General features: G+C 72.1%; 23 protein-coding genes and 1 riboswitch. Of the genes, 6 read left to right on the top strand and 17 right to left on the bottom strand.

The genetic code is table 11. The features are described 5' to 3' along the window. Position 1: 1 nt before the first annotated feature. Positions 2-913, bottom strand: coding sequence for an SGNH/GDSL hydrolase family protein (locus ACZ59A_RS36285; RefSeq protein WP_470967784.1), 912 nt, complete (start codon positions 911-913; stop codon positions 2-4). 274 nt (positions 914-1,187) lie between these two features. After that, a complete protein-coding gene (locus tag ACZ59A_RS36280; protein ID WP_470967782.1) occupies positions 1,188-2,588 on the bottom strand; it encodes a peptidase C39 family protein in 1,401 nt (466 codons plus the stop codon). A 165-nt stretch (positions 2,589-2,753) separates the two neighbouring features. Here ACZ59A_RS36280 and ACZ59A_RS36275 point away from each other — a divergent pair, with 165 nt between their 5' ends. Continuing rightward, positions 2,754-3,386 (top strand): uridine kinase family protein, encoded by a 633-nt coding sequence (locus ACZ59A_RS36275; RefSeq protein ID WP_470967780.1) that lies wholly within the window; start codon positions 2,754-2,756, stop codon positions 3,384-3,386. Between the two features lie 409 nt (positions 3,387-3,795). Further along, positions 3,796-5,694 (top strand): AAA family ATPase, encoded by a 1,899-nt coding sequence (locus ACZ59A_RS36270; protein ID WP_470967778.1) that lies wholly within the window; start codon positions 3,796-3,798, stop codon positions 5,692-5,694. A gap of 33 nt (positions 5,695-5,727) precedes the next feature. On the opposite strand, the gene ACZ59A_RS36265 is transcribed toward ACZ59A_RS36270, so the two are convergent. The 11 genes from ACZ59A_RS36265 to ACZ59A_RS36215 all read right to left on the bottom strand — a co-directional run bounded on the left by ACZ59A_RS36265 (position 5,728) and on the right by ACZ59A_RS36215 (position 16,337). Then, positions 5,728-6,888, bottom strand: a complete 1,161-nt coding sequence (locus tag ACZ59A_RS36265) for a hemolysin family protein (protein ID WP_470967775.1) — start codon at positions 6,886-6,888, stop codon at positions 5,728-5,730. Further along, entirely contained in the window at positions 6,885-8,321 is a 1,437-nt protein-coding gene (locus tag ACZ59A_RS36260; protein WP_470967773.1) for a hemolysin family protein, read from the bottom strand. The genes ACZ59A_RS36265 and ACZ59A_RS36260 overlap by 4 nt, the downstream gene beginning before the upstream one ends. 198 nt (positions 8,322-8,519) lie before the next feature. Further along, positions 8,520-8,975 carry a PH domain-containing protein gene (locus ACZ59A_RS36255; RefSeq protein WP_470967770.1) on the bottom strand — a complete coding sequence of 152 codons (456 nt, stop codon included), beginning with the start codon at positions 8,973-8,975 and terminating at the stop codon, positions 8,520-8,522. Positions 8,976-9,028: 53 nt separating this feature from the next. Beyond that, entirely contained in the window at positions 9,029-9,877 is an 849-nt protein-coding gene (hisG, locus tag ACZ59A_RS36250; RefSeq protein WP_470967768.1) for an ATP phosphoribosyltransferase, read from the bottom strand. A gap of 47 nt (positions 9,878-9,924) precedes the next feature. Continuing rightward, positions 9,925-10,197, bottom strand: coding sequence for a phosphoribosyl-ATP diphosphatase (locus tag ACZ59A_RS36245; protein WP_039936817.1), 273 nt, complete (start codon positions 10,195-10,197; stop codon positions 9,925-9,927). Between the two features lie 47 nt (positions 10,198-10,244). After that, positions 10,245-10,718, bottom strand: coding sequence for a 6,7-dimethyl-8-ribityllumazine synthase (gene ribH, locus ACZ59A_RS36240; RefSeq protein WP_468046647.1), 474 nt, complete (start codon positions 10,716-10,718; stop codon positions 10,245-10,247). Between the two features lie 36 nt (positions 10,719-10,754). Next, entirely contained in the window at positions 10,755-12,101 is a 1,347-nt protein-coding gene (locus tag ACZ59A_RS36235) for a bifunctional 3,4-dihydroxy-2-butanone-4-phosphate synthase/GTP cyclohydrolase II (protein ID WP_470967764.1), read from the bottom strand. Next, positions 12,098-12,790, bottom strand: a complete 693-nt coding sequence (locus tag ACZ59A_RS36230) for a nicotinamide mononucleotide transporter family protein (RefSeq protein WP_470967762.1) — start codon at positions 12,788-12,790, stop codon at positions 12,098-12,100. Before ACZ59A_RS36230 ends, ACZ59A_RS36235 begins: the two co-directional genes overlap by 4 nt. Continuing rightward, entirely contained in the window at positions 12,787-13,431 is a 645-nt protein-coding gene (locus ACZ59A_RS36225) for a riboflavin synthase (RefSeq protein WP_470967759.1), read from the bottom strand. The genes ACZ59A_RS36230 and ACZ59A_RS36225 overlap by 4 nt, the downstream gene beginning before the upstream one ends. Before the next feature lies 1 nt (position 13,432). Then, positions 13,433-14,536, bottom strand: coding sequence for a bifunctional diaminohydroxyphosphoribosylaminopyrimidine deaminase/5-amino-6-(5-phosphoribosylamino)uracil reductase RibD (gene ribD / locus ACZ59A_RS36220; RefSeq protein ID WP_470968129.1), 1,104 nt, complete (start codon positions 14,534-14,536; stop codon positions 13,433-13,435). 203 nt (positions 14,537-14,739) lie between these two features. Next, a riboswitch (FMN riboswitch) is annotated at positions 14,740-14,870 on the bottom strand. A 162-nt stretch (positions 14,871-15,032) separates the two neighbouring features. After that, positions 15,033-16,337 carry an alginate lyase family protein gene (locus tag ACZ59A_RS36215; RefSeq protein ID WP_470967757.1) on the bottom strand — a complete coding sequence of 435 codons (1,305 nt, stop codon included), beginning with the start codon at positions 16,335-16,337 and terminating at the stop codon, positions 15,033-15,035. A gap of 158 nt (positions 16,338-16,495) precedes the next feature. Here ACZ59A_RS36215 and ACZ59A_RS36210 point away from each other — a divergent pair, with 158 nt between their 5' ends. Continuing rightward, positions 16,496-17,722: an MFS transporter gene (locus ACZ59A_RS36210; protein ID WP_470967755.1), complete on the top strand. Its 1,227-nt coding sequence runs from the start codon at positions 16,496-16,498 to the stop codon at positions 17,720-17,722. Here the strand turns inward: ACZ59A_RS36210 and ACZ59A_RS36205 are convergent. Then, positions 17,719-19,197 (bottom strand): hypothetical protein, encoded by a 1,479-nt coding sequence (locus ACZ59A_RS36205; RefSeq protein WP_470967752.1) that lies wholly within the window; start codon positions 19,195-19,197, stop codon positions 17,719-17,721. The genes ACZ59A_RS36210 and ACZ59A_RS36205 overlap by 4 nt on opposite strands. A gap of 179 nt (positions 19,198-19,376) precedes the next feature. Between ACZ59A_RS36205 and ACZ59A_RS36200 the strand changes: the two genes are divergently transcribed. Then, a complete protein-coding gene (locus ACZ59A_RS36200) occupies positions 19,377-20,765 on the top strand; it encodes a uracil-xanthine permease family protein (RefSeq protein ID WP_470967750.1) in 1,389 nt (462 codons plus the stop codon). Between the two features lie 37 nt (positions 20,766-20,802). On the opposite strand, the gene ACZ59A_RS36195 is transcribed toward ACZ59A_RS36200, so the two are convergent. Next, the gene (locus tag ACZ59A_RS36195; protein WP_470967747.1) at positions 20,803-21,651 is read right to left on the bottom strand and encodes a helix-turn-helix transcriptional regulator; all 849 of its coding nucleotides are present in this window, start codon (positions 21,649-21,651) and stop codon (positions 20,803-20,805) included. Positions 21,652-21,784: 133 nt separating this feature from the next. Between ACZ59A_RS36195 and ACZ59A_RS36190 the strand changes: the two genes are divergently transcribed. Both ACZ59A_RS36190 and ACZ59A_RS36185 read left to right on the top strand, forming a co-directional pair. Beyond that, complete coding sequence (locus ACZ59A_RS36190; RefSeq protein WP_470967745.1) at positions 21,785-22,669, top strand: NAD-dependent epimerase/dehydratase family protein; 885 nt, start codon at positions 21,785-21,787, stop codon at positions 22,667-22,669. Positions 22,670-22,755: 86 nt separating this feature from the next. After that, positions 22,756-23,457, top strand: a complete 702-nt coding sequence (locus ACZ59A_RS36185; protein ID WP_470967743.1) for a DUF5995 family protein — start codon at positions 22,756-22,758, stop codon at positions 23,455-23,457. 9 nt (positions 23,458-23,466) lie between these two features. Here the strand turns inward: ACZ59A_RS36185 and ACZ59A_RS36180 are convergent, their stop codons facing one another. Then, positions 23,467-25,176 (bottom strand): flavin monoamine oxidase family protein, encoded by a 1,710-nt coding sequence (locus tag ACZ59A_RS36180; RefSeq protein ID WP_470967740.1) that lies wholly within the window; start codon positions 25,174-25,176, stop codon positions 23,467-23,469. A 62-nt stretch (positions 25,177-25,238) separates the two neighbouring features. Beyond that, positions 25,239-26,036 (bottom strand): carbon-nitrogen hydrolase family protein, encoded by a 798-nt coding sequence (locus ACZ59A_RS36175; RefSeq protein WP_468046623.1) that lies wholly within the window; start codon positions 26,034-26,036, stop codon positions 25,239-25,241. Positions 26,037-26,268 lie beyond the last annotated feature (232 nt).

The raw sequence follows: 26,268 nt of genomic DNA, 5'->3' as shown, positions 1-26,268 counted from the left end.
GTCAGCCCACGCCGATGGCTTCCAGCATCGCGGCCGCGACATGATCGGCGGCGTTGCGGTGGCCGCGGGCGTTGGGGTGTACGACGGCCGGCTGGTCGGGGATGCGCGTGAAGATGCCTTCCACCCACTTGCCGGTGTCACAGACGCTGTGGTTGCGGGAGGAGTCGTAGAGGTCGACGAAGCGGGCGGCGTCCTGGGTGCCGGCCGACTTCTCGATGACCTTGTTCAGGGGTTCGAGGACGCCCTGGCGCAGCCAGTCCAGGTCGCCCTGGGTGATCGAGGCGAACTGTTCCAGGTTGTTGTACTGGCACTTGGAGGTGTCCGTGGGGATGACCGTGGGGTAGCCGACGGTCAGGATCTTCGCGTGCGGGGCGCGCTCGTGCAGCACGGTGAGCATCTCGTCGTAGTCCCCGCTCACCTTGTTCAGCCGACTGGGGATGTCGTCGGCCAGGTCATCCCGGCAGGGGGTGCCCGCGCCGCCACTGCCCCCGCCCAGTTGCAGGCACTGGAGAAGGATGTCGGCGAAGCCGAGGGTGTTACCGCCCGCGCCGACGGTGACCACGTCGGTGCCGGGGCCCACCGCCGCGGACTGGGGAGGCACTGCAGGGAAGGGGTAGTCGGGGTCCTCGGAGAGGGGCGGCAGGTGACGGCCGATCGGCCCCTGAGCCCTGAAGGTGACGTTCTCGATGGTGGCGGCGCCGCAGCTGACGTTGGTCAGGTCGAAGAGCGAGCCGAGGTCGCGGTCGATGACCTGCGGGTAGGACTGGTCGGTGCGCTCGCAGCCGTCACGCGGCACTTCGAAGGTGTCGCCAGCGGCCGGGATGACCCCGGCGGTGTAGGAGTCACCCAGAGCGACCCACTGGTAGGCCGCCGCGGCAGCGGAGGGCTGCGCTCCGGCGAGTTGCGCGGGCACGAGAGTGCCTGCGGCCAGAGCTGCGGCCGAACCCAGCAAGGCCAACCGAGTGCGGAAGTTTGCCACGAATCCTCCAGAGATGCGATGTTGACACCTCTTTGGACCCTAGGGAGACCGTCACTAATCGCACTAGATTCAACACTGAACGTCACTCGCGGGACTCGATAGGGAGACGACCTCGCACTCACCGCCGGTCCAGGTCAGCCTCTGGTTGCGGTCCCTGTAGCCGGGCTCGCTGAAGACCATGGCGTGAAGGAGCGGGATGCGGGCCCGGTCACACGATGCCCAGCCCCCGCAGCGCGCGCCGCTGGGCCGATCCCGGCTTGGCCGGGAAATACAGGTAGCAGACGCCGCCGGTGCCGGAGACGACCTTGCCGTCGGCGTTGTACCGCTTGGTGCGCAGCCAGATGTTCTCCCACTGCCTGCGCTTGTAGACCCGGCGGACGGACTTGTTATCCGGGGAGGCCGGGTCGTTCGCGATGATGTCGCCGGTGGGGGTGAAGCCGATGACGGTCATGAGGTGGCCCGCGGTGCCGTAGCCCGCGCCGTCCAGCTCGTTCTTGAGGAAGGACTGCGAGGTGATCACCGGAATGCCCGCGGCGATCAGCTTCTCGACGTCGGTCAGTGAGCCGAGCCGGGTGACCACGCCCTGCATGTCACGGTATGTGGCGGCGTAGGCGGCGTTGAAGGGCCAGTTGCCGCAGCCGTCGTACTGGTAGTCGAAGGTGGCCCGGGCGGCGTGGCAGACCTGGGGGTCGGCGTAGTCGGGGTTGACCCAGGACAGGTCCTCGGGGGTGGGCTTGCGGCCCCAGAACTCGATGATCATCTGCGAGGAGGTGGGGCTGCACCAGGCTTCGCCGCCGTTGTCGTACTCCGGGTACTGGCCCTTGTGGATCTCCTGCGAGTAGGGCGGTACGGGGAGTTCCCGGCCCTTGGGCAGGCCGGGCTCGGAGGCGGGCACCTCGAAGCGGTCGGGGACGTCGGAGCCCATCGCGCCGACCCGCCACACGGTGGGGGTGCGGGTGGTGCCGGGCTTGCGGTAGAGGGTCAGGCGCAGCTGGTACGCCGTCAGGCGGAGGCCGCTCGCCGGGTCGTCGACGGCGAGGGTGTCGGTCCAGACCGAGCTCTTGTCGTCGCTCTGGTCGTCCACCGAGGTGCGCCGGATGGAGTCCGCGCCGTCGCCGGAGGTCCAGCGGCCCATCACGTACCAGGGGGTCGCCGAGCCGTCGGAGTAGGTGCCCTTCAGCTCGGCCTGGATCCAGGTGCCCGCCGGGGTGCGGGCGTTCCAGGAGACGATGGCCTCGGTCGCGGGGACGGAGAGCTTGCGCTTCGGGGAGGTCCAGGTGGCGTACTCCCAGGCGGCCTTGGTGCCGGTGTGCGGGTCGGTGTAGTCGGCGGTACCGGCCGGGCGGGAGATGACGATGCCGGGGCGGGCGCCGGCCTCGGCGCGGACGCCCTTGGCGGCGCCGGTCAGCCAGTCGGCGTGGCTGGTCCAGCCGTGGTACTCGGCGGTCGCGCCCGCCTTCTTCGCCGGTCCGGAGGCGGACCCGGAGGCGGACCCCGGGGCGGGCCCGGAGGCGGCGGCGGTGGAGGCCATCGGTACGGCGGCCGCGCCCGCGGCGCCGAGGGCGGCGGCGATCACGGAGCGGCGGGGCGTGAATCCGGAACTGGTCATACGGGGCTCCCCCAGTCGTCGTCCAGCGGCGGCGGATGCGCGACAGTCGCACAACTATGGCCGCTGCGAGTGGTGTCAGGCCAGTGCTTCCCGCCCTGCCCGCAGATCAATATTGGTGTGGACCAATGGAGTGAATACCCCCGGGTAGTCGTAGAGTGGCGCCCCATGGAGACCGCCGACCGCCCCGCCGAGACGCTTCGCGCGTTCGCGCGGCGACTGCGCGCCCTGCCGCCGTCCTGCGGGCCGGTCCGGCTCGTCGCCGTCGACGGACACGCCGGTTCCGGGAAGACGACCTTCGCCGGGCGGCTGGCGGAGGCACTGGGCGGCGCGCCGGTCGTCCATACGGACGATCTCGCCACGCACGAGGAGCCGTTCGGGTGGGCCGGGCGGTTGCAGGAGCACATCCTGACTCCGTTGAGCCGCGGCGAAGCCGCCCGGTATGCCCCGTACGACTGGGTCGGGCGCCGCTTCGCGGACACCCGGCGGCGGCTGGACCCCGCGCCGGTCGTCCTGCTCGAAGGCGTCGGCGCCGGGCGCCGCGCCGTACGCCCGCGGCTGGCCCATCTGGCGTGGATGGAGCTGTCCGACGAGGACGCCTGGCGGCGCGGGAGGCTGCGCGACGGCCCCGGACTGTCCACATTCTGGGACGGCTGGCAGCCGTTCGAGCGCGCACATTTCGCCGCCGACCCGTCGCGCCCCCATGCGGAAACCCTGATAGCGCAGCGAAAAGAGGGGTACGCGTTGCTCACGGGGCCCGCCGCGACCACCCGAATCACCCCTTGGCGTCACCCAGCGTGAGGGGGCGGATTCGGACCGGCCACACCCCGCGCCGGGCCCGCCACACGCCCTTCAACTCGGCTTGACCCGGGGCCCATACAGGTCTTACGTTCTCAATGTGCGACTCGTACGAGTCGCCCCAGTACGCGAAGCCCCCGGTTGTTCCCCCGTGATCGGGGGCTTCGTCCTGTCCGCGCCCGGTTCGACGCCATTTACCGACTGCCGTACGGGTCCGTATCGTCACCCTCGGTCACCTATCTCTTCCGGCCGCGCGCGCCCCTTACACGCCCCCGCGCACGCCCGCCAAGCCTTGTGCGATTGCGACGAACAACAGTGCGGCACTCTCGGCCCGTGCGGCCTGCGCAGGTACGATGCGAAAAGGGCAGCCGCCCCGGCGGCATCCACGGGGGCAGGGGTTGTGGGGGACGTGATGGATTTCGGCATGCAGGGTTCGCATACCCCGGCCGATCTCGCCTGGCTGCGTGCCGTGGACGCCTACACGATGGGCGCCTACGCACAGGCCGAGGAGGAGTTCCGGGCCGCGGTGCGGCACGATCCGGGCATGGCCGACGCATGGCTCGGCCTGCACGCGCTGCGTGCCGACACGGCGACCGCGCTGTTACGCATGTACCGGCACCGCGATCGCTTCGGCGAACAGCGCACCCGGCATCGGCGCACCCTCAACTCCTGGTACTGGCTGGGCTGGTGGGTCCAGCCCGTGCTGGAGACCAGCCGGGACCTGCTGCTGGCGCACGCCTCGCACTGGCTCGACGGCCGTCATGTCCCCGAGCTGGACCGGGCGCTGGCCGGGTGCCCGCCCGTGGAGGCCGATCCGCAGGCGCGCTTCCTGCACGCCTGCCGCGCGTATCTGGTCAAGGACTGGGAGCAGCTGGTCCGGCACACCGAACCGCTGGTGGACGACGCCTTCCTCGGCATCGAGGCCGGGCTCTTCGGCGGCATGGCCCGGGTCCGGCTGGAGATGTACGGCCAGGCGGAACCGCTGCTCTCCGCCGCCCTGATGCGCTGCCGCAGCGAACAGCCGCAGCGCAAGGAGCTGCGCTACTGGCTGGCCCGCGCCCATGAGGGCACCGGGCGCAGTGCCGCGGCCCTCCCCCTCTACCGCGCGGTGCACCGCATCGACCCCACCTTCATGGACACCTCCGCAAGGCTGGCCGCCATAGCGGAGTCCGACGGGCTGGACGAGACGGCCGACCTCGCGGCCGTGACCCTGTCCGGCGTCAGCAGCCAGGACGCCACCGACGGCACCGTCACCGACCCCGCCGACACGCTGTCGCCCGCCGCCGACCCGGCCGACGGCCGCGATCTGCGCACCGGCGGCGACGGCGCCGAGGTCCCGCCGCTCATGGCCACCCCCGTGTCCGGCGCGAACAGCACGCGCGACCGCGGCGGCCTGCCCGCCCAGCCCGGGCCCTCCGACCCCGCCCTGCTGGAGAGCGCGCTGCAGGAGCTGGAGCGCATGGTCGGCCTGGAACCGGTGAAGCGGCAGGTGCGGGCGCTGTCCGCGCAGCTCCACATGGCCCGGCTGCGGGCCGGGCAGGGCCTTCCGGTCCAGCCGCCGAAGCGGCACTTCGTCTTCTCCGGCCCCTCCGGCACCGGCAAGACCACCGTCGCCCGCATCCTCGGCCGGGTCTTCTACGCGCTCGGACTGCTCGGCGGCGACCATCTGGTCGAGGCCGGGCGCGCCGATCTGGTCGGCGAATACCTCGGCCAGACCGCGGTCAAGGCCAACGAGCTGATCGACTCGGCGCTCGGCGGGGTCCTCTTCGTCGACGAGGCGTACAGCCTGTCCAACTCCGGCTACAGCAAGGGCGACGCGTACGGCGACGAGGCGCTTCAGGTGCTGCTCAAACGCGCCGAGGACAACCGCGACCGGCTCGTCGTCATACTCGCGGGCTACCCCGAAGGCATGGACCGCCTCCTGGCCGCCAATCCCGGCCTCGGCTCCCGCTTCACCACGCGCGTCGACTTCCCCAGCTACCGTCCGCTCGAACTCACCCGCATCGGCGAGGTGCTGGCCGCGGAGAACGGCGACGTGTGGGACGAGGAGTCCCTGGAGGAGCTGCGCAGCATCAGCGGGCACGTGGTCGAGCAGGGCTGGATAGACGAGCTGGGGAACGGGCGCTTCCTGCGCACCCTGTACGAGAAGAGCTGCGCCTACCGGGATCTGCGGCTGTCGGGGTGGACGGGCATTCCGACCCGGGACGACCTGGCGACGCTGCGGCTGCCGGATCTGATGCAGGCGTACGGGGAGGTCCTGTCGGGCCGCGGTCCCATGTACCGCGACCCGGAGGACCCCCCACTGCCGTAGGACCTGGTAGGCCCGAGTAGGACCTATCGGGGCCTAGCGGGACACCATCGCGGGCTCCTCGGAAGCCGGGGCCGAGGCCGAAGCCGACGCCTGGGCCGAAGCCGAAGCGGGGGCCTTGACCGGCGTCCCGCCGCGCGGCTCGGCCGCGAGGCGACCGCGGCCGCTGTCCCGGTGGGACGGGTCGCGGACCTCGCCCACCAGCATCTCCAGCACGTCTTCCAGCGCGACCAGCCCCAGCACCTTGCCGGACGCGTCGGCCACGGCCGCCAGGTGCGAGGCCGCCCGCCGCATCGCGGTGAGCGCGTCGTCCAGGGGCAGTTCGGCGCCCAGGGTCTCGATCGGATGCCAGACCCGCTGCGGGACCGCCCCCTCGGGGGCCTCCAGATCCAGGACGTCCTTCACGTGCACGTAGCCCATGAAGCCGCCACCGGCGCCGCGAACCGGGAAGCGCGAGTAGCCGGTCCGTACCGTCAGCTCCTCGATCCGCCGGGGCGTGACCGAGGGGTCGACGGTGACCAGGCCCGCCGGGTCGAGGAGGACGTCGGTGACCGGGCGGCTGCCCAGTTCGAGGGCGTCGGCGAGCCGTTCGTGCTCCCCGTCGTCGAGGAGCCCGGCCTGCCGGGAGTCCTCGACCAAATGGGTCAGCTGCTCGCTGGTGAAGACGGCCTCGATCTCGTCCTTGGGCTCGACCCGGAAGAGCCGCAGCACCAGCCGGGAGCACGCGCCCAGCATCGCGGTGACCGGACGGCACAGCCGAGCGAAAGCGACCAGGCCGGGGGCGAGCCACAGCGCGGTCTTCTCGGGCGCCGCCATGGCCAGGTTCTTCGGCACCATCTCGCCGATCACCAGATGCAGGCAGACGACGACGGCGAGCGCTATGGCGTAGCCGAGCGGATGGACGAGCCCCGCGGGCAGGTGCACCGCGTGGAAGACCGGCTCCAGCAGCTTGGCGACGGTCGGCTCGGCGACCGCGCCGAGGGTCAGCGAGCAGACGGTGATGCCGAACTGTGCGGCGGCCATCATCTGCGGCAGGCTCTCCAGCCCGGTGAGCACGGTACGGGCCCGCGCGGAGCCCTCGGCCGCCCGTGGCTCGATCTGGCTGCGGCGTACGGAGACCAGGGCGAACTCGGCGCCGACGAAGAATCCGTTGGCGAGGACCAGAAGAGCGGCGAAGAGGAGTTGGACGAGGCTCATCGCTCAGTTTCCTTCTCGACTACGGCGACAGCGGCGGCAGAACCGGCACCGGAGGCGGAACCGGCACCGGTCACGGAACCAGAACCGGTCACGGAACCGGCTCCGGCACTCGTACCCGCTCCGGTCCTGACGATCCGTACCCGCTCCGCCCGGTGATGGCCGACCTGCCGGACGGCCAGCTTCCAGCCGGGCAGCTCGGCGGTGTCCCCGGGGACGGGGATCCGGGCGAGCAGATCGGCGACCAGACCGGCCACCGTCTCGTACGGCCCGTCGGGCGCCTCCAGCCCGATCCGGCGCAGGGTGTCGACGCGGCAGGCTCCGTCGGCGTCCCATACGGGCCGGCCGTCCTCGGCGACGGTCTGGGCCAGGTCGGGCGTGTCGGCGGCCTCGTCGTCGTGCTCGTCGCGGACCTCGCCGACCAGCTCCTCGACGATGTCCTCCAGCGTGACGACACCGGCCGTGCCGCCGTACTCGTCGACGACCACGGCTATGGGCTGCTCGCTGCGCAGCCGCTCCAGCAGCGGCTGGACGGGCAGCGTCTCGGGAACCAGCAGCGGGGGCTGGGCGATGGACCCCACGGGGGTGCGCAGCCGGCCGTCCGCGGGCACCGCGAGGGCGTCCTTGAGGTGAACCATGCCGATGACCTCGTCGAGGCGGTCGCGGTAGACCGGGAACCGGGAGAGTCCGGTGGCCCGGGTGAGGTTGAGCACATCCACGGCGGTCGCCGTGGACTGGAGCGCGCTGACCCGCACCCGCGGGGTCATCACATGCTGGGCGGTGAGGTCGCCGAGCGAGAGGGTGCGGACGAACAGATCCGCGGTGTCCTGCTCGATCGCCCCGGCCCGCGCCGAGTGGCGGGCCAGTGAGACCAGCTCACCGGGGGTACGGGCGGACGCCAGCTCCTCGGTGGGCTCGACGCCCAGCGTCCGCACCAGCCGGTTGGCGACCGTGTTGAGCAGGGCGATGACGGGCCGGAAGAAGTGGGCGAAGGCGGACTGCGGCCCCGCGACGAAGCGGGCGACCTGCAGCGGCCGGGAGACCGCCCAGTTCTTGGGCACGAGTTCGCCGATCACCATCTGCACGGCGGATGCCACGAGCATGCCGAGGACGACGGCGACGCCGGAGACGGCGCCGTGCGGCAGCCCCACCGCGGACAGCGGCGTGGTCAGCAGATGGCCGAGCGCGGGCTCGGCGAGCATGCCGACCACCAGGGAGGTGATGGTGATGCCGAGCTGGGTGCCGGAGAGCTGGAAGGACAGCTCGCGCAGCGACTCGACGACGGTCCGGGCGCGCCGGTCGCCTTCTTCGGCGGCCCGCTCGGCGTCCGGCCGCTCGACCGTGACCAGGCCGAATTCGGCGGCCACGAAGAAGCCGTTGGCGAGGATGAGGACAAGTGCCGCGGAGAGCAGCAGGAGAGACAGGGTGACGCTCATGCCGCCGCCTCGGGGTCAGCGGCGGCGCAGGTACTACAGGACGATCCGTCCATCTCTGGAGGGAGTCACTCCTTGGGTCGCAGGGGAGGCCCGCCGGCTGCGCGCGCGGCGCGCGGACAGGTCGAGGCGGGGCGGGGCATCGTTCGGCCCCGGCAACAGAGTAAACAAGGTTGGGCGGTTACGGGCAGGCCCCCACGGTCACGACCTGCCGCCACCCGTGCCGTGGCGTTCGGCCAGGGCCCGCAGGACGCGGGCGTCATCGATCGCCCGCGCCTTCGCCATGCCCAGCTGGATGCCCATCGCGGGCAGGCTGGTGCCGTCGGCGAGGTCCAGATGGACCCAGGCGTCACCGGGCCGCAGATTGACCCGCAGCACCTCGGCCCACTCCAGCCGACGGGTGGTGACGAGGTTGACCACGGTCACCCCGGTCTCGTCGGCCACCACCTTGGGGCGGCTGAACAGCGCCAGCACCGCGAAGAACAGCAGGCCGGTGATGATGAAGCTGGCCTGCTGGCCCGGAGACAGGTTCTCCAGGCGCAGTCCGATCGCGGTGAGGACGACGACGAGGGCCGCGCCGACGGTCAGCAGGATGATCCGGGTGACGGTCGGCCGGAAGGTGACCGGAAGGGCGGGCGACGGGGCGGCGGCGGACACGTGTGAGGGGTCTCTCGTGAGAGGGAGGGAGGGGAAGGAAGGAACCAGGGCGCTCAGAGGCGGCAGGCGTGGATGCCCGTGGTGAGGATCGCCCGCGCGCCCAGCTCGTACAGCTCGTCCATGATCCGCTGGGCGTCCTTGGAGGGGACCATCGAGCGGACCGCGACCCAGCCCTCGTGGTGCAGCGGCGAGACGGTGGGCGATTCGAGGCCGGGGGTGAGCGCCACGGCCCGCTCGACCTGCTCGACCCGGATGTCGTAGTCCATCATCACGTAGCGCCGGGCCACCAGGACGCCCTGCATACGGCGGAGGAACTGGCGCACCTTGGGGTCGTCCGCGGGCGCGCCGGTGCGGCGGATCACGACCGCCTCCGACTCGAGGATCGGCTCGCCGATGATGTCCAGCCCGGCGTTCCGCAGGGTGGTGCCGGTCTCCACGACATCCGCGATGATCTCGGCGACGCCGAGCTGGATGGCGGTCTCCACGGCGCCGTCGAGGTGGACGACGGCCGCGTCCACCCCGTGGTCGGCGAGGTGCTTGGTGACCAGGCCGGAGAAGGAGGTGGCGACCGTCATCCCGCCGAACTCGCTCACATCGGTGGCCGTGCCGGGCCGGGTGGCGTAGCGGAACGTGGACCCGGCGAAGCCGAGCTGCAGGATCTCCTCGGCCTGGGAGCCGGAGTCGAGCAGCAGGTCGCGGCCGGTGATGCCGATGTCGAGGCGGCCGGAGCCGACGTACACGGCGATGTCGCGCGGGCGCAGGAAGAAGAACTCGACGTCGTTGTCGGAGTCGACCAGGACGAGTTCCCTGCGGTCCTTGCGCTGCCGGTAGCCCGCCTCATGGAGCATCGCCGACGCAGGCTCGGACAGTGAACCCTTGTTGGGGACGGCGATGCGCAGCATGAGGGGTGTTTCCTTCGTACGAGGGGTGGGTGGTGAACGGGGTGGTTCTACAGGTGGGCGTAGACATCGTCGAGGGTGAGTCCCTTGGCGACCATCATCACCTGGAGGTGGTAGAGGAGCTGCGAGATCTCCTCGGCGGCCGCCGCGTCGCTCTCGTACTCGGCGGCCATCCACACCTCGGCGGCCTCCTCGACGACCTTCTTGCCGATCGCGTGCACACCGGACTGGAGCAGCTCGGCGGTACGGGAGGTGGCGGGGTCGGCCGTGGCGGCCTTCTGCTGGAGCTCGGCGAAGAGCTCCTCGAACGTCTTCTTGGACATGGTGTGCGCCATCCTACTTGTGCCGGACAGCACAACTTCGCGCAGGGCTACGCCACCGACCTCAGGGTGACGGCGGTGGCCACGGCGGCGGTGACCGCCTCGTGCCCCTTGTCCTCGCTGGACCCGGCGATCCCGGCCCGGTCCAGGGCCTGCTGCTCGGTGTCGCAGGTCAGCACGCCGAAGCCGATGGGGACTCCGGTGTCCACGCTGACCTGGGTGAGGCCCTGGGTGACGCCCTGGCACACATAGTCGAAGTGGGGCGTGCCGCCCCGGATCACGACGCCCAGCGCCACGACCGCGTCGTAGCCGCGGTCGGCGAGGACCTTGGCGACGACCGGCAGCTCGAAGCTGCCGGGCACCCGCAGCACGGTCGGCTCGGCGATGCCCAGCTCGCCGAGGGCCCGCCGGGCGCCGTCGACCAGGCCGTCCATCACCTTCTCGTGCCACTGCGCGGCGATGACGGCCACACGCAGGTCCCCGCAGTTCTCCACGGACAGTTCGGGGGCACCCTTACCGCTCACGTCACTCCTCAAGGTCTTTCGTACGTACGGGTGGTTCTACTGGTTGCCGCAGGCGGACACGGGCTCCGGGCTCTCCGCCCGGCGGTCGCCCTCCAGCCAGGGCAGGTCGTGCCCCATCCGGTCCCGCTTGGTCCGCAGATAGCGCAGATTGTGCTCCCCGGCCTGGACGGGCATCGGCTCCCGGCCGGTGACCCGCAGCCCATGACGGACCAGGGCGGTGGTCTTCTCGGGGTTGTTGGTCATCAGCCGCACGGAGTGCACGCCCAGGTCGGCCAGGATCTCGGCGCCCGCCGCGTAGTCGCGCGCGTCGGCGGGCAGGCCCAGCTCCAGATTGGCGTCCAGCGTGTCCCGGCCCAGCTCCTGGAGCTGGTACGCCCGCAGCTTGGACAGCAGCCCGATGCCGCGCCCCTCGTGGCCGCGCAGATACAGCACCACGCCGCGGCCCTCGGCGGTCACCCGCTCCAGGGAGGCGTGCAGCTGGGGGCCGCAGTCGCAGCGCAGCGAGTGGAAGACGTCGCCGGTCAGGCACTCGGAGTGGACCCGGACCAGCACGTCCTCGCCGTCGCCGAGGTCGCCCTGTACGAGGGCGATGTGCTCGACGCCGTCGGCGATCGCGCGGTAGCCGTACGCCTGGAAGTCGCCGAAGGCGGTGGGCAGCCGGGTGGTGGCCTCGCGCCGGACGGCGGGCTCGGCGGCCTTGCGGTACGCGATCAGGTCGTCGATGGAAATGATCGCGAGGTCGTGCTTGTGGGCGAAGGCGACCAGCTCGGGCAGGCGCAGCATCACGCCGTCCTCGCCCGCGATCTCGCAGATCACGGCCGCCGGGCGGAGTCCGGCCAGCCGGGCGAGGTCGACCCCGGCCTCGGTGTGGCCGTCGCGGGCGAGCACGCCGCCGGGGCGGGCGCGCAGCGGGAAGATGTGGCCGGGGCGCACGAAGTCGCCGGGGGTGGTGTCCGCGTCGGCCAGCAGGCGCAGCGTGGCGGCCCGGTCGGCGGCGGAGATGCCGGTGCTGACGCCGTGTTCGGCGGTGGCGTCGACGGAGACGGTGAAGGCGGTCCCCATGGACTCGGTGTTGTCCTCGACCATCTGCGGGAGCCGCAGCCGGTCGAGGTCGGCGGCCTCCATGGGGGCGCAGATCAGTCCGCGGCACTCGTTCATCATGAAGGCGACGATCTCCGGGGTGATCGTCTCGGCGGCGGCGATGAGGTCGCCCTCGTTCTCCCGGTCCTCGTCGTCCACGACCACGACGGGGCGGCCCGCCGCGATGTCGGCGATCGCCCGCTCGACGGTGTCCAGCGCCAGTTCGTCGGGCGGCCACGCGCCCGCGGGGGCGTCGTCCTCGGCCGCCGGTCGCGGCTGCGTCGTCGCGTAGGGCTCGCTCATGACACTGACACTCCTTCCATTGCGGGTGTGGTCGCGCTCGGGGGCGTCCGGGGCTTTTCGGTGCGGGGTGCCTCGGTACGGGAGCGCAGCCACCAGTCGCGCGCGCCCCACAGGACGAGCGCGAAGTAGATGACGTAGACGAGGCCGGAGAAGGCCAGTCCGCTGCTGAAGGCGAGCGGGACGCCGACCACGTCGACCAGCATCCACGCGAACCAGAACTCGATCAGGCCGCGGGCCTGGGCGACCATCGCGGCGAGGGTGCCGACGAAGATGTAGGCGTCGGGCCAGGGGTTCCAGGACAGCTGGGGAACCGCGGCGAACAGGGCGCCCACGGCGAGCGTGCCGACCGCCAGGCCGGTGAGGAGCGCCGCGCGCTCGCGGCCGGTGGCGAAGCGGACGGCGACCGCGCCGCCCTCGTCGCGGCGGCCCCGCCGCCACTGCCGCCAGCCCCAGGCGGCGACGCCGATGACCAGGAGCTGCTTGCCGACGCCACCGCTGAGGTGGGCGGAGGCGTAGGCGGCGACCAGGATGACGCCGGAGGCGAGCTGGGCGGGCCAGGTCCACAGGGAGCGGCGGCGGCCGAGGGCGAGGGCGGCCAGGCCGATGGTGTTGCCGATCGCGTCCGACCACAGGATGTGCTGGCCGAATATCTGCCCGGCCTCGGCGCCCAGCCAGTCGAGGGAGATCATTCGATCGCTTCCTTGTCCGTGTCCGTGTACGGACCGACGGCCGTGCCGGGGTCTCCGTGGGTGAGCAGGCGCTCGACGTATTTGGCGAGGACGTCCACTTCGAGGTTGACCGGGTCGCCGGACTGCTTGACCCCGAGGGTGGTGAGGTCGAGCGTCGTCGGGATGAGGCTGACGGTGAAGTGGTCGGCGCCCGCGTCCACGACGGTCAGGCTGATGCCGTCGACCGTGATCGAGCCCTTCTCGACCACATAGCGGGCGAGTTCGGACGGCAGCGAGATCGTGACGATCTCCCAGTGCTCGGACGGCTTGCGCTCGACGACGGTGCCGGTGCCGTCCACATGGCCCTGTACGAGGTGGCCGCCGAGCCGCCCGCCGAGCGCCATGGGGCGCTCCAGGTTGACGCGGGAGCCGACGGTGAGCGCGCCGAGGCTGGAGCGGTTCAGGGTCTCCGCCATCACATCGGCGCTGAACTGGCCTTCCCCGGTGTCGACGACGGTGAGACAGACACCGTTGACGGCGATCGAGTCGCCGTGCCGCGCGCCCTCGGTGACGACAGGGCCGCGTACCTGGAAGCGGGACGCGTCGCCCAGGTTCTCGACGGCGACGATCTCACCCAGTTCTTCGACAATTCCGGTGAACACGTCAGTTCTCCTCGGCGAGGGTGGTGGTGGGTGCGACGGGGGCGGTGGGGACGGCGGTGATGCGCAGATCGGGGCCGAGCCGGGTGACGTCGGCCGTATCGAGGCGCAACGCCTGCGCGATCGTGGTGATTCCGGCGTCGGCGAGGACCGCGGGGCCCGCGCCGAGCAGTACGGGGGCGAGATAGCCGACGACCTTGTCGACGGCGCCCGCGGCGAGGAACGCCCCGGCGAGGGTGGGCCCGCCCTCCAGCAGGACGGAGCGGACGCCGCGGTCGTGGAGGGCGGCGAGGAGCGCGGCGATGTCGAGCCCGCGCCCGCGCCCCGCTGCCGCGCGGGGCAGCCGTACGGTCGCCACTCCCTTCGGGAGGTGCCCGGTGTCGGCGTCCTCGGCCACGGCGATGAGCGTGGGCGCGGCGTCGTCCAGGATGCGCGCGTCCGGCTTGAGGGCGGTCGCGTCGGTGTCGACGGCGACCCGCAGCGGCTGGGTGGCGCCGTCCCGGTCGCGTACGGCGAGGTGCGGATCGTCGGCGCGCAGGGTGCCGGAGCCGACGAGCACGGCGTCCGCCTCGGCGCGCAGCCGGTGCACATCGGCGCGGGCGGCGGACGAGGTGATCCAGCGGCTGGTGCCGTCGGCCGCGGCGCTGCGGCCGTCCAGGGTGGCTGCGTACTTCCACAGCACGAAGGGGCGGCCGCGGCGCATCGCGGTCAGCCAGGCTTCGTTGACCGCCGCCGCCTCCTCCGCCAGCGGCCCTTCCGCGACGTCGACTCCGGCCGCGGCGAGGGCCGCGGCGCCGCCGCGGGCCTGGGCGGTGGGGTCTGCGACCGCGTAGCGGACGCGGGCGATCCCGGCGTCGACGAGCGCCCGGGCGCAGGGTCCGGTGCGGCCGGTGTGGTTGCAGGGTTCGAGGGTGACCAGCGCGGTGCCGCCGCGGGCCCGCTCCCCCGCCTCGCGCAGGGCGTGCACCTCGGCGTGCGGGCCCCCGGCCTGCCGGTGCCAGCCCTCGCCCACCGGCTGTCCCGCGGCGTCGAGGATGACGCAGCCGACGACGGGGTTGGGGCTGGTGTGGCCGAGACCTCGGGCGGCGAGCGCGACGGCGCGGCGCATGGCGCGGGCTTCCGCCGCTGCGGTTGCCGCTGCTTCGGCTGCGGGGGCCACCGGGTCCTCCTGCCTCTTCGGGCACGGACTCCGGGGCTGTCGGAAACGACATGGAACGGGAACGCCTTCGCCGGGGCGCCGGGATCGCTGCGTACGGCCCGCGCCGAGAGCGCGGCCGCCGCAAAGACGGCGCACCGGTGATGTCGCTACCGCCGCGCACTGCCTCCCATCCGGACTTTAACCGTCGGTCCAGGAATTTCACCTGGTCAACCGACCGCTGGCGGCGGACGGGTCGCGGACTGTAACCGCCGGTTCGGATTTTCACCGACCCCGGAGTGCGCTGACGTCACTGGTACGGACCCAGTGTGCCACGGCGATCAGCGCAGGTGGGAGACGGGGCCGATGTGGGCTGTCTCACCCACCCGGCCCCGGGCCTCGGCGCCGGGCCGATCGCCGGGCAGCGGCCCGCTGCCCGGCGCGCCCGTACGGGCGGGGGAGAAACCGCCTACCCCTGGGCGATGCTGTCGAGCTGTTCCACCGCGGGGCGCAGCGCCCAGAGGTCGCCGCCCGGCGGGGCCTGGAGCTTGCCGAGGGCCGCGCGGGCCCGGCGGTCGCCCGCGTCGGCCGCCGCGTGCACCAGGTCGCTCGCGGCGTACGCCTTGAACTCCAGATCGGGGTACGGCCATGGCTTCGCCCCGGTGGCCGCGGGCAGCAGGAAGTCGACGGCCTTGAAGAGGTTCGAGCCGGTGGGACCGGTGTAGCGCCACAGGTCGACGCCGACGTGCCGCCCCACGGCCGCCATCCGGGTGTAGGCGACGAGGTTGAACGTGGAGTAGTGGAAGCTGCGGGTGCGGGCGAGTTCCTGGGGCTGGCTGCCGTCGGCCGCGATCTGGGTGTCGATGCGCTTGGCGCGGGCCTCGCGCAGCACCTTGCGGGCCAGGTCCCGGTCGCCGACGGCGGCGGCGATGGCGGCGACCTGCATGTCGGAGAAGGTGCCGTGGTTGTTGTCGGCGGCGCTTTCCTCCTTGCCGAAGTCGCTGTTCACCAGCCAGTTCAGGAACTGCTTGTTCCAGGTGCGGAAGCCCGCGTGGTCGCCCTTGGTCCAGCCCGGGGCGCCGGTGTCGAGGATGGCGGCGGCGTCCAGCAGGCTGGTGAAGCCCTGGGAGAAGTCGATGATGCCGATGGAGCGGCCGTCGTACTTGCAGGGGATGAACTGGGCGTGGTTCAGGCTGGGGTTCATCCGGGTCGCCGGGGTGACGAACCAGGTGCGCAGGATGTCGGCGGCGTGTTCGGCGTAGCCGCGCTTGCCGGTGTAGTACCAGGCGAGGGACAGCTCGTAGACGGATTCGAAGACCTTCCCGACCTCGGGGCGGTCCGTCATCTTGTCCACATCGGGGTTCCGTTGGCCATCCTTCTGAACATAGGGGCAGCCATACGGATTGTCGTCGGTCTTGGGCTTGCTCGGCCACCAGTAGGGGGCCTGGCTGAAGTAGTCGTGCTTGTCACCGCTCGGCGGCACCTGGTCCTTGTCGGTGACGGTCCACGGCCCCTGGGGCATCCACTGGTCGGCCTGGGTGGTCAGATCGCGCAGGGTTCGCTTCAGCCCACGGTCTCCGAGCTGCAGTTTCAGCTTGGTGACGGCGAGTCGGGGGCCGTCGAGCACGACCGTGTCCGGCACCGGGCGGGACCACCGGGCGCGGTCGGCGCCGTGGGCGGAGGGCGCCGCCGGGATGGCCAGGAGGGCGAGCAGGACGGCGAGGGCGATGAGTGCGCGGGCCAACCGCCCACGGTCCGCTGGAGTAGCGATCATCGAGCACTCCAATCAGATATCTGAACCATATTCAGAATCAAGATTGAGGGTCAGAGTAGGGCGGGATCATGACCACGACAAGAGATCGCACGGAAATCACCCTTGAGCCGGACCGCGGGGCATGCGCAGAGTACGGACATGAACAGCGACGAGCAGCGATGAGCAGCGGTACGGAACCGTCCACGCGTGACGTACGGCGCGCCCGCATGGCCGTCGCCACGGTGTTCGCGGTGCACGGCGCGGTCACCGGCAACTTCGCCACCCGTGTCCCCTGGGTGCAGGAGCAGTTGGGCATCAGCGCGGGCCAGCTCGGGCTCGCGCTGGCCTTCCCCGCCATCGGCGCCTCGTGTGCGATGCCGCTGGCCGGGGCGATCAGCCACCGCTTCGGCGCCCGCGCCGCGCTGCGCGGGCTGATCGCCCTGTGGTGCCTGGCCCTGGTCCTGCCCCCGCTCTCCCCCGGTCTGCCCTGGCTGTGCGGGGCGCTCTTCGTGTACGGCGCGACCGCCGGGATGGCCGATGTCGCCATGAACGCCCTCGGCGTGGAGACCGAGAAACGGCTCGGCCGCCCGATCATGTCCGGGCTGCACGGAATGTGGAGCGCGGGAGCGCTAATCGGGTCGGCGGCGGGCACGGTCGCCGCTCACGCCGGGACCGACGCCCGGGTGCACCTCGCGATCGCCGCCGCCGTGCTCATCCTGCTGGGCACCGGCGCCTGCCGCTGGGTCCTCGACCTGCGCAGCGCGCCCGAGGAGCATCCGCCGCCCCGCTTCTCCCTGCCGCCCCGTTCCGCGCTGGTCATCGGCGCGGTGGGGTTCTGCGCGGTGTTCGCCGAGGGCGCGAGCCTGGACTGGTCGGCGGTCTATCTGCGCGAGGTCATCGGCTCCTCCCCCGGCGTCGCCGCCGCCTGCACCACGGCCTTCTCCTGCACCATGGCCGCGGCCCGGTTCGCCGGTGACGCGGTGGTGGGCCGGATCGGCCCGGTGCGGACCGTACGGGCGAGCGGCGTGCTGGCCACGCTCGGCGGGGCGCTGGTGGTCACGGCCGCCGGTCCGGTGACCGCGATCGCCGGTTTCGGCCTCATCGGCCTGGGCATCGCGGTCGTCGTCCCGCTCGCCTTCGCCGCCGCCGGGCGCAGCGGCCCGGCCCCGAGCCAGGCGATCGCGGGCGTCGCGACGATCACGTACACCTCGGGTCTGATCGCCCCGGCGGCGATCGGCTCGATCGCCGACATGACCTCGCTGACCGTGTCGTTCGGCCTGGTCACGGCGTTGGCGCTGGGGCTGGTGGCCGGGGCAGGGGTGCTGCGCGGGTCCGCTTCCGGGATCCCGGGCGGCACTTCCGGCCCCCGCCGGGCGGACCGCGCCCCCGATACGACGTCCCCCTAGTCCGTTTCCTGGTCCGTTTCCTGGTCCGTTTGGTCCGTCACGAACGTGGTGGTGGCGAAGGAGGTCTTGTCCCGGGCGGTCGTGCCGTCGGTGATCCACCAGCGGGTGGGCTGCGGGCCGTACGGTCCGGTGGTGTCGCCCGTTCCCCAGTTCAGGATGGGTTCGTCTTTTCCGTCACCATCGAAGTCGGCCGCCCCCACGGGCCGGGCGGGCCGGTCCTTCGCGCGCACCTTCCGGCCGTCGGCCTTCGCGGGCCCCTTGCGCAGGACCGGGGTGCGCCGGTCGCCGTCGACGAGCGTGGCGCCCTCGTAGGTGGCGACCAGGATGCCGTCGCGGCCGTCGCCGTCCGGGTCGGCGGCCGCGTAGCCGCCCGCCCCTTCGTACCCTTCCCCCTCCTTGGACGCCGTGGGTGAACGGTGCTTGACCGGGGCGCCGCCGCTGCCGGGGTAGACGGTCAGCGAGCCGGAGACGTCCGGCGGCTCGGTCTCGTTGCCGGGTTCGTCGTTGCGGGAGCCGTCGTCCCCGATGGCCACATCGCGTGCCCCGTCGCCGTCGAAGTCGCCGAACGCGTGGGCGTTTCCGGCGCGCAGCCGCTTGCCCCCGGCGGACAGGCCGGTGCCGCGGCGGGCCGGGTAGAGGGTGTTGGCGGACTGCTCACCGTCGCTGACGGCATGGACCAGCAGGGAGGTCGCGCGGGCCTTGCCGGAGGGGTCGATGTCGTCCGCGGCCAGGTCTCCGTCCGTGAACGGCAGGCTGGTGTCGGTGCGCTCCGGCTCGCCGGAGCGGGTGAACGGGCCGTACAGCACCACCGCGGAGGACTGGTTCTGGGCGAGCGCCGCGAGGTCGTGGTGGCCGTCCCCGTCGAAGTCGCCGCGCACCACCGAGGTCACGCCCAGCTTCGACACGCTCTCCGGCAGCCGCACCGGGGCCGCCCCGGCCCCCTTCTCCGGCCCGCCGGGGCCGCCCCAGGAGATGTGCGGGACGGTGTGCGCGGCGCTGATGTTCCCGTCCTCCGCCATCTCCCCCTCCACGGTCGTGACGACGTCCGCGAAGCCGTCGCCGTCCAGATCGGCCGTCACCACGTCGTCCGTGGGGACGTGGTCACCCCCGGCGCCGGGGGTGGCCACGCCGGTGGCGGGCAGGCCCAGATCGCGGCGGCCGTGGACGGTGCGGGTCGCGGGGTCGAGGCCCTTCGCCGAGCCGTAGATCACCGCGACCCGCTCATCGCGGTTGACCTTCTGCGGATCGCGCCGGGCGGGAGCGGGCACCACGAGGTCACGGTGGCCGTCCCCGTTGAGGTCGTCCGGGTCCTTCGACCCCTTTCCATGGCCCGGCGCCCGGCTCTCGGCAGGAGCGCTGGGCTGCCCCTTGGAGGAGGACGGTTCGCCGCCGTCCGGACCGCATCCAGTGAGCGGGACGAGCGCCAGGCAGACGGCGCCGACGGCGAGGGCGTGGGAGGTGGATCGCAGTGCCATGCGCGCCACCCTCACACCCCGCGCGACGCCAACTCCAGTGCGGCAGGGGGACTGTTGCCCAGTTGTCGATCAATCGTCGGGTTCGGCTCCCGGCCGCGGATCGAGCCACGTAATTCCGGCCAACACGCCCCACTAACATTGCTCCGATTCTCTGTATGCGGAAATGAAGTGGAGCAGTCATGGGCCTCGGCGTGCGCTGGACCCTGCACGGCGACGGGCGCACCCCCGCCCCGGGAGCCGTCGTCCGGCCGGATGAGCGGCTGTCGTGGCCGAGGACGGCGGGCCTCGGCGCACAGCACGTCGTGGCCATGTTCGGCGCCAGCTTCGTCGCCCCCGTGCTGATGGGCCTCGACCCCAATCTCGCGATCATGATGTCCGGGGTCGCGACCATGCTGTTCCTGCTGGCCACCCGCGGCCGGGTGCCCAGCTATCTGGGGTGCAGCCTGTCCTTCGTCGGCGTGGCCGCGGTGATCCGGGCGCAGGGCGGCGGCAGCGCCGCCGTCACCGGGGCGATCCTGGTGGTGGGCGCCGCGCTGCTGCTGAGCGGGCTCGCGGTACGGCGCTTCGGGGCGCGCATCATCCACGCGGCGATGCCGCCCGTGGTGACCGGTGCGGTGGTCATGCTGATCGGCTTCAACCTCGCGCCGGTGACCGCCACGACGTACTGGCCCGCCGACCAGTGGACCGCGCTGCTGACCATGCTGGTCACCGCGGCGTCCGTGGTCTGTCTGCGCGGCTTCTGGTCGCGGATCGCGATCTTCCTCGGGCTCCTCTTCGGCTACGCGATCTCCTGGATCTTCGACCGCGTCTTCGGCAAGATCCACTCGATCGGTGGCAGCGGGCGGGTCACCGACCACTGGCGGCTGGACCTGTCCGGCGTCGCCGAGGCCGACTGGGTCGGCCTGCCGTCCCTGCACGCGCCCGAGTTCCACTGGTCGGCGATCCTGGTCGCGCTGCCGGTCGTCATCGCGCTGATCGCCGAGAACGCCGGGCATGTGAAGGCCGTCGGCGAGATGGTCGGCGACCCGCTCGACGACCAGCTCGGCACGGCGATCGCGGCGGACGGCGCCGCGACCGTGCTGTCGACCGCGGTCGGCGGCCCGGCCACCACCACGTACTCCGAGAACATCGGCGTCATGGCCGCCACCCGCGTCTACTCCACCGCCGCCTACTGGGCCGCGGCCGGATTCGCCCTCCTCTTCGGCCTGTGCCCGAAGTTCGGCGCGGTCGTGGCGGCGGTGCCGGGCGGGGTGCTGGGCGGCATCACGGTGATCCTTTACGGCATGATCGGGCTGCTCGGCGCGCAGATCTGGGTGCACAACGACGTGGACCTGCGGAACCCGCTGAACCTGGTGCCCGTGGCGGCGGGTGTGGTCATCGGCGTCGGGGGCGTGAACCTGAAGATCAGCGACAACTTCGAGCTGAGCGGCATCGCGCTCGGGACGATCGTGGTGATCGTCGGCTACCACGTGCTGCGGGCGCTGGCACCGGCCCATCTGAAGCCGTCGCGGGAGCCGCTGCTGGACGCGGGGACCAGCACGTACGACGACGACGGCCGCACGCCGTAGGGCCTTCCCCCGCCCCGGGACGGGCCCGGGGCGGCGGTCAGCCGCTGGGCGTCAGGGGCTGGAGGCCCACCACGCGCAGCAGGTCCAGTCGTTCGGCGGACTCGCTGCCCGGGGTGGCCGTGTGGACGATCAGGCGCTGGGCGTGTTCCGCGCTCAGCAGGATCTCGCACTCCAGCTCCAGCTCCCCCACCACGGGGTGGACGAAGCGCTTGACCATCGTGCGCCGCAAGGCGACCTCGTGGGCCTCCCACAGCGCCGCGAACTCCGCGCTGACGGCGCGCAGTTCGGCGACCAGCGCCGCCGGGCCCGGGTCGTCGGGGCGGGCGGCGACCACGGCGCGGAGGTTGGCGACATGGGTGCGGGCGTGCTCGCCCATGTCCGACAGCGGGAAGATGCCGGAGTCCTCCGGCCGCCGGGTGAAGAAGCTGCGCACGATGTTGCGGTCGCCCGGCGGGCGTGCGGTGATGTCGCCGATCAGGGCGGCCGCCATCGCGTTCTGGGCCAGCACCTCGCCCCAGTCGGTGATCACGTGCGCCGGGGTGTCGTACAGCCGGTCCAGAACCCGCAGCAGGCCGGGGCGCACATGCCCGGACGTGGTCCGGTCGCGCGGCGGCTCCTCGCCGGCCAGGTGGAAGAGGTGGTCGCGCTCGTCGTCGGTGAGCCGGAGCGCACGCGCGAGCGCGGTGAGCATGTGACGGGAGGGGCGCGGCCCGCGGGCCTGTTCCAGCCGGGTGTAGTAGTCCGGGGACATGCCGGTGAGCTGGGCGACCTCCTCCCGGCGCAACCCGGGCGTACGCCGCCGCGGGCCGGAGGTCAGCCCCACGTCGGCGGGGACGAGGCGGGCGCGGCAGCGGCGCAGGAAGTCCGCGAGTTCCATACGGTGCACGGCTCCATCGTCGCGCCGCGGCCGTTCCGTATCCAGGGTCTGCCGATCCCTGGATACGCGGGTCTCTCCCGGCTCGCCGCCACGCGGCACAGGCTTACGGCCAACCGATCGACAACGAAGGATGGCTGATCGAATGCCGTTGATTCTGGTGACGGGTGTGACGGGCCGGGTGGGGCAGCGGTTCGCGAAGCGGCTGCTGGAAGGGGCCCGGTCCGGTACCGAGGTGCGGGTGCTGGTCCGCGACGAGGAGCGCGGCGCGCCGTTCGCGGCGCTCGGCGCGCAGGTCGCGGTGGGGGATCTGCGCGAGGAGAAGGATCTGCGGAGGGCGATGGAGGGTGCGCACGCCGTGGTCAACATCGCGGCGGCGTTCCGCGGGGTGCCGGACGAGGAGGCGTGGGCGGTCAACCGGGACGCGGCGGTGGCGCTCGGCCGGGCCGCGGTCGAGGCGGGCACGAGCCGGTTCGTCCAGGTCAGCACCAATCTCGTGTACGGCGCCTCGCGCGGGCGACCGCTGGTGGAGGACGACGAGAGCGTGCCCGGCGGCGTGCTGTGGGGTGCGTACCCCGCCTCGAAGGCGGAGGCGGAGCGGGAGTTGCTGGCGCTGCACCGCGATCACGGCCTGGACCTGCGGATCGGCAGCCTGTCCTTTGTGTACGGGGACGGCGACCCGCATCTGGCCGAGGCGCTCCGGCTGACCGCGAACTGGCCGGGGAACCAGCGGCTGGCCATGGTCCACCACGCGGATGTGACGCAGGCGCTGCTGCGGCTGCTGCGCGCACCGGGCGGTTCGGCGGGCGGCTCCGCGTCGGGCCGCAAGTACAACATCGTGGACGACGCCCCGGTGACCGCCGTCGAATTGCACCAGCTCAACGGCGTGCCCGTGCCCGAGGGCATGACCCAGCGGACGGACGGCGACACCTGGTTCGGGTGCACCTCCAATCTGCGGCTGCGCGAGGAGCTGGGCTGGCGTCCGCTGTACCCGACGGTCTGGACGGCCCGGGACGCGGGCGTGCTGTAGCAGTCCTCATGAACCGCTGGGCCGTACGGGGGATGTGACGGCACACCAACTACCGGGCCGGGGTGCGCGCTGCCACGCTGTCCCCCATGACGATGCCCGCCCAGCGGCTGGAGACGCCGCGCACCGTACGAAGCGTCGTGGCGCGCATGAGCGCGCTCGGCGCGGCGCTGCCGCCCGAGGACGGGGTGGCGGTCTTCAACCGGGTGTATCTGTCGGTCACCGAGGAGGTCGGCCGCCGCCTCGGCACCGGCTACTTCCAGGACGCGGCCGCCACCGAGGAGTTGGACGTACGGTTCGCCTGCCGCTATCTGGCGGCGGTCGACGCTCAGCTCGAACAGCGGCGGCCACCGGCCTGCTGGCGGCCGCTGTTCGAACTGCGCGGCCACCCCGCCGTCCGCCCGGTGCAGTTCGCGATGGCCGGGATCAACGCGCACATCGGCCATGACCTGGCGCTCGCGCTGGTGGACACCTGCCGCGCCCGGGGCGCCGAACCGGCCGCCATGGAAGGCGACTTCGAGCGGGTCGGGGCGCTGCTGGGCGGAATGGAGGAGCGGATCCGCGAGGAGCTGATGCCCGGCCCGGATGTGCTGGAGGCGGCCGATCCGCTCACCCATCTCGTCAGCTCGTGGAGCCTGGACAAGGCGCGGGACGCCGCATGGGCGGCGTTCCGCGCCTTGTGGGCGCTGCGGGCGCTGCCGGAGCTGGTGGAGGAGTTCGCGGAGCGGATCGACAAGAGCGTGGGGCTCGTCGGGCGCTGTCTGCTCACTCCCCTGCCGTCCTCCGGCTGAGGAGGACCCTCAGTCCTCGGGGAGTTCGACGGGCGCGATCTCGTCGTACACGTCGCCCGGCCCCGGGTTGCCCGGATCGGTGGCGCCGCCGAAGCGGTGCATCACACCCCACACCGCGTTGAGCGCGGTCTGTACGGCGCCCTCGGCCCAGCCCGCGGTCCAGGAGATGTCGTCGCCCGCGAGGAAGATGCCGCGCTGGCCGTCCGGCAGCCGGTCCTGCATGAAGTGGGTGAACAGCCGCCGCTGGTAGCGGTAGTGGCCGGGCAGGTTGGCCTTGAACGCGCCCATGAAGTACGGCTCGTTCTCCCAGGACACCGTGACCGGGCTGCCGATGATGTGCTTGCGGATGTCGACCTTCGGATAGATCTCCGACAGCGACTTCAGCATGACCTCCATCCGCTCGTTCGCGGACAGCGGCAGCCACTTGAGGCTGTCGTCGCACCAGGTGTACGAGAGGCAGATGACGGCGGGCCGGTCCGGGCCGTTGTCCAGAAGGTACGTACCGCGGGTCATCCGGTCGGTGAGCGTCATGCTCATCGTGTCGCGGCCGGTCTCCTCGTCCGTGTCCAGCCAGAACGGCCGGTCGACGGGGACGAAGAGCTTGCTGGACTCCATGTAGTGGGTGCGCTCGATCGCCGTCCAGTGGTCGATCGGGAAGAGCGAGTCATCGCAGTCGATCTTGGAGAGCAGCATCCAGGACTGCGCGGTGAAGACGACGGCCTGGTACGAGCGGATGTCACCGCCCGCGTCCGTCACCACGATCCGGTCGCCCGCGGCGCGGTGCAGCCGGGTCACGGCCGGGCGGGGTGCGCCGTCGTGCAGGGAGGACAGCGAGGTGCCCTGCGCCCAGTGGACGATCTTCTCCGGCTCGCGCTCCCACAGCCGCAGCGGAAGCTGCTGGCTGCCGCCGACGATGCCGCGGTGGTGGTCGTCGGCCTCGGTGTAGACGACGCGGAGGATCTCCAGGATGGAGTTGGGGAAGTCGGTGTCCCAGCCGCCGGTGCCGAACCCGACCTGGCCGAAGATCTCCCGGTGGCGGAAGGACGTGAAGGCGGAGGAGTCGCAGAGGAAGCCGTAGAACGTCTGGTTGTCGAGCTTCTCCACCAGCCGCGCCCAGATCTCGCGGATGCGCGGGACGTCGCGTTCGCGGATGGCCTGGTTCATGTCGGAGAAGTCGGCACCCTCCTCCAGACAGGCGTTCCATGCCTCGGCGACCTCGCGGTAGACCTGCGGCAGGTCGTCGATGGTGCGGGCGTAGTGGGACTCGCCCTTGAGGTCGACGACGGTGGAGGGGGTGTCCGGGGCCAGCGGGTTGGGGAACGGCTCGGTGGTGAGGCCGACCAGGTCGATGTAGTGCTGGAGCGCGGTGGAGGACGGCGGGAACCGCATCGCGCCCATCTCGGCGGTCAGTTCCTCGTCGCAGCCCTCGAACCCGACGGTGCGCAGCCGCCCGCCGATCCGGTCGGCCTCGTACACGACGGGCTTGAGGCCCATCTTCATCAGCTCGTACGCGGTCACGATGCCGGACAGGCCGCCGCCGATGACCGCGACCTCGGCGCCGTGCTCGGTCGCCGGTATCTGGCCGAGGCCCGCGGGGTGGGCGAGGAAGTCGTCGTAGGCGTACGGGAAGTCCGGGCCGAACATGGTGACGGGCGGGAGGGTGTCGGCGTGCGCGGACTCGTGCTCGTCGTGGACGGCGGTGGGCACCGTGGACGTCATCGGGTACGGACTCCTTGCGGATCGAGCGAGGGCGAGGGTGAGGGTGAGGAAGACGTAAAAGGTCAGCCGAGGGACCCGTACAGCCCGGGGCGGCGGTCGCGCAGATACGTGTTGATCCGGCGCGAGGTGGCCAGCAGCCTGGGGTCGGCTTCGCCGAGGACCAGTTCCTCGGAGCGCCCGGCCCGGGCGCGCATGGTGCCGTCGGGCCCGGCCAGACAGCTCAGCCCGATGAAGTCGAACTCGCCCTCGGGGCCGCTGCGGTTGACGTACGCGATGTACATCTGGCTCTCGAAGGCCCGTACCGGGACGAGGGATTCGGCGACGAACTGGAAGGGGTGCATCTGCGCGGTCGGCACGAGCAGCAGATCGGTCCCGGCCAGGGCGTGGGCCCGGACGTTCTCCGGGAACTCCACGTCGTAGCAGATCATGATGCCGATCGTGAGCCCGCCCAGCTCGGCCTGGACGACGGGGGTGTCGCCGGGGGTGAACCAGTCGTTCTCGAAGCAGCCGAAGAGATGGGTCTTGCGGTAGTTGGCGAGCGGGGCGCCGTCGGGGCCGACCAGCCGGGCGGAGTTGTGGACGGCCTCCCCGGCGCGCTCCGGGTAGCCGTAGAGGACGGCGATGCCGTGCTCGGCGGCGATCTCGGCGACGGCCCGGCCGCTCGGCCCGTCGGCGGGCTCGGCCATCCGGTGCACACCGTCGCCGATGGCGTAGCCGGTGAGGAACATCTCGGACGTGACCAGCAGCCCGGCCCCGTCCGCGGCGGCGCGCTCGGCGGCGGCGTCGAGGGCCTTGAGGTTGCGGGCGGGGTCGCCGGGGTGACCGGAGCTCTGGAGCAGGGCGGTGCGCAGCGGCGGCATGGAGACCTCTGGGGAGACGTGACGTACGCAGAAAACGGTACGTTGCGCCGAGAACGGCCGACAAGCCGCGATCGTTGCGCGCTCGCTGTGGATCCGTTACGCGTTTTCGGCGCGGTACGGCGATTCGTTGCGCGGGGGGGGGGGGGGGGGGGGGGGGGCGGGTGAGCGGGGGGGGGGGGGGGGGGGGGGGGGGGGGGGGGGGGGGGGGGGGGGGGAGGGGGGGAGGGGAGGG

The sequence above is a fragment of the Streptomyces sp. NPDC040405 genome (assembly GCF_055595765.1).
Note: the sequence above shows the minus strand (reverse complement) of the source record. Positions and strands in the feature narration are given on the sequence as shown.

Bases quoted from the DNA above. Each gene is read 5' to 3' on its own strand.
- hisG (WP_470967768.1), bottom strand. From the start codon at position 9,877: ATGCTGCGCATCGCCGTCCCCAACAAGGGTTCACTGTCCGAGCCTGCG.
- ACZ59A_RS36200 (WP_470967750.1), top strand. From the start codon at position 19,377: ATGGGCCTCGGCGTGCGCTGGACCCTGCACGGCGACGGGCGCACCCCC.
- ACZ59A_RS36175 (WP_468046623.1), bottom strand. From the start codon at position 26,036: ATGCCGCCGCTGCGCACCGCCCTGCTCCAGAGCTCCGGTCACCCCGGC.
- ACZ59A_RS36180 (WP_470967740.1), bottom strand. From the start codon at position 25,176: ATGACGTCCACGGTGCCCACCGCCGTCCACGACGAGCACGAGTCCGCG.
- ACZ59A_RS36245 (WP_039936817.1), bottom strand. From the start codon at position 10,197: ATGTCCAAGAAGACGTTCGAGGAGCTCTTCGCCGAGCTCCAGCAGAAG.
- ACZ59A_RS36185 (WP_470967743.1), top strand. From the start codon at position 22,756: ATGACGATGCCCGCCCAGCGGCTGGAGACGCCGCGCACCGTACGAAGC.
- ACZ59A_RS36205 (WP_470967752.1), bottom strand. From the start codon at position 19,197: ATGGCACTGCGATCCACCTCCCACGCCCTCGCCGTCGGCGCCGTCTGC.
- ACZ59A_RS36275 (WP_470967780.1), top strand. From the start codon at position 2,754: ATGGAGACCGCCGACCGCCCCGCCGAGACGCTTCGCGCGTTCGCGCGG.
- ACZ59A_RS36230 (WP_470967762.1), bottom strand. From the start codon at position 12,790: ATGATCTCCCTCGACTGGCTGGGCGCCGAGGCCGGGCAGATATTCGGC.
- ribD (WP_470968129.1), bottom strand. From the start codon at position 14,536: ATGCGCCGCGCCGTCGCGCTCGCCGCCCGAGGTCTCGGCCACACCAGC.
- ACZ59A_RS36265 (WP_470967775.1), bottom strand. From the start codon at position 6,888: ATGAGCCTCGTCCAACTCCTCTTCGCCGCTCTTCTGGTCCTCGCCAAC.
- ACZ59A_RS36280 (WP_470967782.1), bottom strand. From the start codon at position 2,588: ATGACCAGTTCCGGATTCACGCCCCGCCGCTCCGTGATCGCCGCCGCC.
- ACZ59A_RS36270 (WP_470967778.1), top strand. From the start codon at position 3,796: ATGGATTTCGGCATGCAGGGTTCGCATACCCCGGCCGATCTCGCCTGG.
- ACZ59A_RS36235 (WP_470967764.1), bottom strand. From the start codon at position 12,101: ATGAGCGAGCCCTACGCGACGACGCAGCCGCGACCGGCGGCCGAGGAC.
- ACZ59A_RS36210 (WP_470967755.1), top strand. From the start codon at position 16,496: ATGAGCAGCGGTACGGAACCGTCCACGCGTGACGTACGGCGCGCCCGC.
- ACZ59A_RS36190 (WP_470967745.1), top strand. From the start codon at position 21,785: ATGCCGTTGATTCTGGTGACGGGTGTGACGGGCCGGGTGGGGCAGCGG.
- ACZ59A_RS36260 (WP_470967773.1), bottom strand. From the start codon at position 8,321: ATGAGCGTCACCCTGTCTCTCCTGCTGCTCTCCGCGGCACTTGTCCTC.
- ACZ59A_RS36215 (WP_470967757.1), bottom strand. From the start codon at position 16,337: ATGATCGCTACTCCAGCGGACCGTGGGCGGTTGGCCCGCGCACTCATC.